Source organism: Paucibacter sp. XJ19-41 (assembly GCF_028462495.1).
In the GTDB taxonomy this organism is placed as follows: Bacteria; Pseudomonadota; Gammaproteobacteria; order Burkholderiales; family Burkholderiaceae_C; genus Roseateles_E.
In genome coordinates this window covers 1-6,339 of the sequence record NZ_JAQOWX010000188.1, presented here as the reverse complement: position 1 = coordinate 6,339, position 6,339 = coordinate 1, and the positions used below count along the sequence as shown (strand labels likewise).

At 68.1% G+C, this 6,339-nt stretch carries 9 protein-coding genes and 1 pseudogene; 7 read left to right on the top strand and 3 right to left on the bottom strand.

Annotated features, from left to right (window positions below; all coding sequences use genetic code 11):
- Positions 1 to 515, top strand: a pseudogene (locus PO768_RS27305) (DSD1 family PLP-dependent enzyme); the annotation flags it as partial.
- Here the strand turns inward: PO768_RS27305 and PO768_RS27300 are convergent.
- Positions 505 to 1,401, bottom strand: a complete 897-nt coding sequence (locus tag PO768_RS27300; RefSeq protein ID WP_137945332.1) for a DMT family transporter — start codon at positions 1,399 to 1,401, stop codon at positions 505 to 507. The pseudogene PO768_RS27305 and the gene PO768_RS27300 overlap by 11 nt on opposite strands.
- A gap of 89 nt (positions 1,402 to 1,490) precedes the next feature.
- Between PO768_RS27300 and PO768_RS27295 the strand changes: the two genes are divergently transcribed.
- Complete coding sequence (locus PO768_RS27295) at positions 1,491 to 1,946, top strand: Lrp/AsnC family transcriptional regulator (RefSeq protein ID WP_272648569.1); 456 nt, start codon at positions 1,491 to 1,493, stop codon at positions 1,944 to 1,946.
- Positions 1,947 to 1,996: 50 nt separating this feature from the next.
- Positions 1,997 to 2,347, top strand: a complete 351-nt coding sequence (locus PO768_RS27290; RefSeq protein WP_269839574.1) for a YciI family protein — start codon at positions 1,997 to 1,999, stop codon at positions 2,345 to 2,347.
- A gap of 158 nt (positions 2,348 to 2,505) precedes the next feature.
- On the opposite strand, the gene PO768_RS27285 is transcribed toward PO768_RS27290, so the two are convergent.
- Positions 2,506 to 3,408 carry an NAD(P)/FAD-dependent oxidoreductase gene (locus PO768_RS27285; RefSeq protein WP_262972417.1) on the bottom strand — a complete coding sequence of 301 codons (903 nt, stop codon included), beginning with the start codon at positions 3,406 to 3,408 and terminating at the stop codon, positions 2,506 to 2,508.
- A complete protein-coding gene (locus PO768_RS27280) occupies positions 3,398 to 3,859 on the bottom strand; it encodes an Rrf2 family transcriptional regulator (protein ID WP_262972242.1) in 462 nt (153 codons plus the stop codon). The genes PO768_RS27285 and PO768_RS27280 overlap by 11 nt, the downstream gene beginning before the upstream one ends.
- A 145-nt stretch (positions 3,860 to 4,004) precedes the next feature.
- Between PO768_RS27280 and PO768_RS27275 the strand changes: the two genes are divergently transcribed.
- The 4 genes from PO768_RS27275 to PO768_RS27260 form a co-directional block, all read left to right on the top strand.
- A complete protein-coding gene (locus tag PO768_RS27275) occupies positions 4,005 to 4,421 on the top strand; it encodes a YciI family protein (protein ID WP_137945328.1) in 417 nt (138 codons plus the stop codon).
- A 38-nt stretch (positions 4,422 to 4,459) separates the two neighbouring features.
- The gene (locus PO768_RS27270; protein WP_272648568.1) at positions 4,460 to 4,987 is read left to right on the top strand and encodes an SRPBCC family protein; all 528 of its coding nucleotides are present in this window, start codon (positions 4,460 to 4,462) and stop codon (positions 4,985 to 4,987) included.
- A 49-nt stretch (positions 4,988 to 5,036) separates the two neighbouring features.
- A complete protein-coding gene (locus PO768_RS27265; RefSeq protein ID WP_137945326.1) occupies positions 5,037 to 5,456 on the top strand; it encodes a VOC family protein in 420 nt (139 codons plus the stop codon).
- Positions 5,449 to 6,339 (top strand): RNA polymerase sigma factor (locus PO768_RS27260; protein WP_272648567.1); only part of this gene is annotated, 891 nt, incomplete at its 3' end. The genes PO768_RS27265 and PO768_RS27260, both read left to right, overlap by 8 nt.

Below are 6,339 nucleotides of genomic sequence, written 5' to 3'. Positions count from 1 at the left end.
GCACGGCCGCGGTCGTCGCGGCGCTGGCCCAGGCCGGTGTGCGCTGCGAGACCGTGACCGGCGGCGGCACGGGCAGCGCCGAGTTCGATCTGCACTCGGGTGTCTACACCGAGCTGCAGCCGGGCTCCTATGTCTTCATGGACGGCGACTACGGGCGCAACGACTACGGCCAGGCGCTGCGCTTCGAGCACAGCCTGTTTGTCGCCACCACGGTGATGAGCCAAGGCAGCGGCGATCGTGTGGTGGTCGACGCCGGACTGAAGTCGCTGGCGCTGGACTCCGGTCTGCCGACGCTCTGGGGCGAGGCCGGGCTGGCCTATGTCTCGGCCAATGACGAGCATGGCCTCGTGCAGCTCGCCGATGCGAGCGTGCCCCGGCCGGCGCTGGGCCGCCAGCTGCTGCTGGTGCCCGGCCACTGTGATCCCACCTTGAATCTGCATGACGAGATCGTCGCGCTGCGCGCCGGCCGGGTCGAGGCCGTCTGGCCGATCGCGGCGCGGGGCCTTAGCCGCTGAGTTGCGCGCGGCGCCAGCCCAGACCCAGATTCACGCCCAGATTGCCCAGCGCGATCAGCGCCACACCCAGCCATTGCTGCAAGCCCAGCTGCTGGCCGTAGAAGCCGTGATCGATGGCCAAGGCAATGGCTGGGTAGATGAAGCTCAGCACCGCAACCCGCGTGGTTGGCAGGCGCTGGATGGCCGAATAGAGCAGGATGTACATCAGCCCGGTGTGCAGCACCCCCATGCCCAGCAACCATAGCCAGGGCGCCGGAGACTGCTGCGGCGCCGGCAGCGCGCCGAAGTCGGCCAGCGGCAGCAGCAGCAGCGTGCCCAGGCTCACCTGCACCAGCGCGATCAGCTGCGGCGGCACGCCGGCCAGGCGCTTGATCACCAGGGCCGCGAAGGCGTAAAGCAGGGCCGCACCCAGCGCCATCGCGAAGCCAAGCAGGCTGGCGCTGCCCTGGCTCAGCGGACCGATGCCGACCAGCAGCAGCAGGCCGACAAAGGCCAGCGCGATCCAGGCCAGCTTGGCGGCGTCGACCCGCTCGCCCAGCAGCAGCACACCCAGGCCGACCAGCATGAAGGGCTGGGTGTTGTAGACCGCGGTGGCGATCGATATCGAGGCGTGGTGGAAAGCCGCGAACAGCAGCACCCAGTTGAAGACGATGAAGACTCCGCCCAGCGCCGACAGCCCCAGCATGCGGCGCGTGAAGTGGCGGCGCCGCAGCAGGCCGGTCGCGGCGCACCAGGCCGCCAGGCACAGGGCACCGAACAGGCAGCGGAAGAACACCACATTGAAAGGGCTTTGGCCCGACTCGAAGACAAAGGCGCCGATCGTGCCGGAGATCGCCATGGCAGCGACCATCTGCAGGCTGCCGAGCTGTTGCGTGCTGAGTTTCATCGCCCAATTCTCTTGGCTTGCTCCCGAAATTCACGTAGGCTTATCTGAGAAAAAACGCTCACCAGCCTTCAAAAACCAAGAGATTTTCGATGTCTGCCTTCAATCCTGTGGTCGATGCTTTGGACGCCCGCATCCTCGCCCTGCTGGCCGACGAGGGCCGCTTGCCCATCAGCGAACTGGCACGCCGGCTGGGCCTGTCGGCGCCCAGCGTCACCGAGCGGGTGCGCCGGCTCGAAAGCGAGGACGTGATACGGGGCTATGCCGCCGGGCTCGATCTGCAGCGCCTGGGCTACCCGCTGCAGGCCCTGGTGCGGCTGCGCCCGGTGCCGGGCCGGCTGCGCGATGTCGAGGCCCTGCTGCTGCAGACGCCCGAATGCATCGAATGCGACAAGATCACCGGCGAGGACTGTTTTGTCGCCCGCCTGGTCCTGCGTTCGATCCAGCATCTGGACCAGGTGCTGGAGCCCTTTGCCGACTGTGCCGAGACCAATAGTGCGCTGGTCAAATCCACCCCGGTGCAGCGGCGGCTGCCACCGCTGCGTTAGCCGGGGGATTTCTGCACAATGGCGTGGTTCACAAAGATCAGGGAGATCCCATGTCCTACTTGCTTTTGATCGTTGAACCCACCGGCCAGCGCGCGGAGCGCGGTCTTGACGCGGGCCGTGATGCCTGTGAGCAGATGGGGCGCTTCGGCGCCGATCTGCAGGCCAAGGGTCTGCTGGTGGGCGCCAATTCGCTGGCCACCTCCGGCGTGCGCCTGCAGATGCGCGAGGGCCGGCGGGTGCTGACCGACGGGCCATTTGCCGAGGCCAAGGAACTGGTGGGCGGCTATTTCCTGCTGAACTGCCAAAGCCGCGAGGAGGCGCTGGCCATTGCCGCCGAATGCCCGGCTGCCCAGTGGGCGAGCGTCGAGGTCCGCCGCATCGCCCCCTGCTACGAGGACTGAGTCGGGACCGAGGCGAGTCCCTGCGGACTCACTGACGCCCGACGAAGGCCCAGACGCGTCTCGTGCGGCTGGGCTGAGTCACGGCGAGGCCCTGCGGACTCGGCGACGCCCGACGAAGGCCCGGCCGCAGCCCGCGCGGTTGGGCCGAACCGCCGCCCTCAGACCGGCGGCCCGAACACCAGCGCCTGGTGCACCGAGGCGCCGGCCATCACGCCGTCGGCCGAGGCGAAAGTGGCGTTGTGCGGCACTCGCGCGGCATCGCCGGCCGCGTAGACGCCGGCCACCGTGGTCTGCTTGAAGGCGTCGGTGCGTATCACCGGGCCGAAGGGGCCAGCGTCGAATTCGCAGCCCAGCTGCTCGGCCAGCGGGCTGGCCATCTCGGTGCGGCTGGCCAGATACAGGGCCGCGATCTCGATCAGCCGGCCGTCGCGCAGACGCACGCCGCCGTCCTCCATGCCGGCCAGCGGCGCCGGCTCCAGACTGACACCGCGCGCCAGCAGCTGGGCCCGCATCTCGCCATCGAGCTCAGCTTCGCGGCCGTTCAGCAACAGGGTGGTCGGGCCCCACTCGGGAATCAGCTGGGCCTGGTGCGCCGACATCGGCCCGAGCCACAGCACGCCCAGCGGGCGGCCGTCGAACTCGTAACCATGGCAATAGGGGCAGTGCAGCACGGTCCGGCCCCAGCGCTCGTGCAGGCCCGGGATGCCATCGGGCAGGCGGTCGACGATGCCGCAGGCCAGCACCAGCTTGCGCGCGCGCAGCGCCTCGCCGGTGTCCAGCACCACCGAGAAGCCGCCGCCGCTGGCCTCGGCCGCCGCGCCGACGGCCAGCCCCTGGATGAAGCGCACATTGGGGTAGTCCAGCAGCTTCGCACGCGCGTTCGCGATCATTGCCAATGGGGCCTCGCCGTCCTGACCGAAGAAGCCGTGCGAGGCGCTGGCAAAGCGGTTGCGTGGCGCGCCGGCGTCGACGACGCAGACCCGACGGCGCCCGCGCGCGATCTGCATTGCGGCGGACAGGCCGGCGAAGCTGCCGCCGATGACCAGCGCATCAAAAGTCATGGTCATGGTGATGGGCCGTGCCCCGGTGGGATTGCAGGCGTTGATGGAAATCGGCGGACAGCTGGGCCAGGCTGACGCCCCCCAGCCGCGCCAGCAGCAAGGCCTCGGCCTCGGCGAAGGCGCTGCCCAGGGCCGCATTGACGGCCTTCTCGACCAGGCAGTCAGGGTGCTCCGAGCGGTGGCCGATGGCCAGCAGGGTCGGCGCGCCCAGCGCCTCGTGCACATCGCGCAGGCTGATGTCGGTCAGCCGGCAGGCCAGCGACCAGCCGCCGCCATGGCCCTTCTCCGAGGCGACAAAGCCGGCCTCGCGCAAGCCGCCCAACAGCCGGCGCAGCACCACCGGATTGCTGCCCATTGCCTTGGCCAGCGTTTCGGAGGTGGCGGGGCCGTCCATTTCGGCCAGGTGCAAGAGCACATGCAGAACGGCGGAGAGGCGGCTGTCTCTAGTCATGCAACATCATATGTTTCATGATTTGAAGGCGTCAACCGTTTCGGTAAAAACCCTCTGTTTCGATGGCCTTGTCGATTTCGTCCGATCTGCTTCGTCGTGCATGCAGGGGCCGACGAAACGCTGCCACCCAGCCAAGGAGAACACCATGCGTTACATGATCATCGTCCGGGCCACGGCCCAGAGCGAAGCCGGCGTGATGCCGCCGCCCGAGGACGGGCTGATGGCCGAGATGGCCGCCTTCCACGAGCAGCTGGCCCAGGCCGGCGTGCTGCTCGACGCCAACGGGCTCAGGCCCAGCAGCGAAGGCTGGCGCATCCGCCACCAGCGCGGCCAGCGGCTGCTGATCGACGGCCCCTTCGCCGAAACCAAGGAGCTGATCGCCGGCTACACGCTGATCCAGGTGCGCTCGCGCGAAGAGGCGATGGAATGGGCGCGGCGCTTTCCGGCGCCCTTTCGCGACCAGCTCTGCGAGATCGAGGTGCGCCGGCTCTACGAGCTGGAGGACTTCGAGGACCAGGCCTGTGTGGACCGCTTCCGCGAGCTGCCGCCCTACAAGAACTGAGTCACATCGTTAACATCAAACTTCAGGGAAAACATCCAATGATCAAGACCATTGCCCTCGTCATCGTCGCCGCCCTGGCCCTGCTGCTGATCTATGCCGCTACTCGCCCCGACAGCTTTCGTGTTGAGCGCAGCACCCGCATTCAGGCGCCGCCCGAGAAGATCTATGCGCTGATCCATGATCTGAAGGGCTTCAACCGCTGGAACCCCTACGAGAAGAAGGACCCAGCCATCAAGGGCCAGTACAGCGCCGTCACCGCCGGCGCTGGCGCTCGTTATGGCTGGGAGAGCGACAAGGTCGGTGTCGGCAGCATGGAGATCACCGAGGTGGCCGCGCCCAGCCGGGTCGCCATGAAGCTGGACTTCGTCAAGCCCTTCGAGGCCCACAACCAGGTGGAGTTCAGGCTCAGGCCCGAGGGCGGCGCCACCCAGGTGAGCTGGGCCATGCAAGGCCCCTCGCCCTTTGTCTCCAAGCTGATCGGCGTCTTCATCAGCATGGACCGGATGATCGGCCAGGACTTCGAGGACGGGCTGGCGAACCTGAAAAGCCTGGTCGAGCAGCACTGAATCACCCACCCACCCACCAAGCACACAAACCATCTAGGGAGACCCCATCATGCACAAGCAAATCTTCGTCAATCTGCCGATCAAGGACATGGCGCGTTCGCAGGCCTTCTTCCGCGCCATCGGCTATGAGTTCAACAGCCAGTTCACCAATGATCAGGCCGCGGCCCTGGTGCTGGGCGAGAACCTCTATGCGATGCTGCTGGTCGAGGACTTCTTCAAGGGCTTCACGGCCAAGACCCTCGTCGATGCTCACCAGAGCACCGAGGTGCTGACCTGCCTGTCCTGCGACAGCCGGGCCCAGGTCGATGCGCTGGTCGCCAAGGCGGTGGCCGCCGGCGCCACCGTGCCGCGCCCGCCGCAGGACCATGGCTTTATGTACTCCCATGGCTTCGAGGACCTCGACGGCCATGCCTGGGAGCTGATGTTCATGGACGCCAGCGCCGCCGCCAATCCCGCCCAAGATGCCTGAGCGCAGCGAGATCCATCGCGCCATCGATGCGGTCTGGCGCATCGAGTCGGCCAAGATCATCGCGGTCGTGGCCCGCATGGTGCGCGATGTGGGCCTGGCCGAAGAACTGGCCCAGGATGCGCTGGTGGCCGCGCTGGAGCATTGGCCCGTCGACGGCCTGCCCGACAAGCCCGGCGCCTGGCTGACCACGACGGCCAAGCGCCGCGCGCTCGACCGCCTGCGCGAGCATGCGCTGCACGAGCGCAAACATGAGGAGATCGGCCTGGACCTGGAAGCGCTGCAGCAGCATGTCGAACCCGATTTCGTCGACGCGCTCGACGCCGCCCGCCAGGACGATATCGGCGACGACTTGCTGAGACTGATCTTCACCGCCTGCCATCCGCTGCTCTCGACCGAGGCGCGGGTGGCACTGACCCTGCGCCTGCTGGGTGGCCTGTCCACCGACGAGATCGCGCGCGCCTTCCTGACCGCCGAGACCACGGTGGCCCAGCGCATCGTGCGTGCCAAGCGCAGCCTGACGGCGGCGCGCGTGCCCTTCGAGGTGCCGCCGGCCGGCCCGGCCCGCGCCGAGCGCCTGGCCTCGGTGCTGGAGGTGATCTACCTGATCTTCAACGAGGGCTACTCGGCCACCGCCGGTGACGACTGGATGCGCCCGGCGCTGTGCGAGGAGGCGCTGCGCCTGGGTCGGGTGCTGGCCGGGCTGGCACCTGATGAGCCCGAGGTGCATGGTCTGGTGGCGCTGATGGAGATCCAGGCTTCGCGCACCCATGCCCGCACCGATGCGCAAGGCCGGCCGGTGCTGCTGATGGCCCAGGACCGCAGCCGCTGGGACCGCTTGCTGATACGCCGCGGCTTGGCCGCGCTGCAGCGCGCCGCCGGCCCC

Excerpts from the sequence above, each read along its gene's own strand:
- PO768_RS27285 (WP_262972417.1), bottom strand. The coding sequence starts at position 3,408 with ATGACTTTTGATGCGCTGGTCATCGGCGGCAGCTTCGCCGGCCTGTCC.
- PO768_RS27280 (WP_262972242.1), bottom strand. The coding sequence starts at position 3,859 with ATGACTAGAGACAGCCGCCTCTCCGCCGTTCTGCATGTGCTCTTGCAC.
- PO768_RS27275 (WP_137945328.1), top strand. The coding sequence starts at position 4,005 with ATGCGTTACATGATCATCGTCCGGGCCACGGCCCAGAGCGAAGCCGGC.
- PO768_RS27265 (WP_137945326.1), top strand. The coding sequence starts at position 5,037 with ATGCACAAGCAAATCTTCGTCAATCTGCCGATCAAGGACATGGCGCGT.
- PO768_RS27295 (WP_272648569.1), top strand. The coding sequence starts at position 1,491 with ATGTCTGCCTTCAATCCTGTGGTCGATGCTTTGGACGCCCGCATCCTC.
- PO768_RS27270 (WP_272648568.1), top strand. The coding sequence starts at position 4,460 with ATGATCAAGACCATTGCCCTCGTCATCGTCGCCGCCCTGGCCCTGCTG.
- PO768_RS27300 (WP_137945332.1), bottom strand. The coding sequence starts at position 1,401 with ATGAAACTCAGCACGCAACAGCTCGGCAGCCTGCAGATGGTCGCTGCC.
- PO768_RS27290 (WP_269839574.1), top strand. The coding sequence starts at position 1,997 with ATGTCCTACTTGCTTTTGATCGTTGAACCCACCGGCCAGCGCGCGGAG.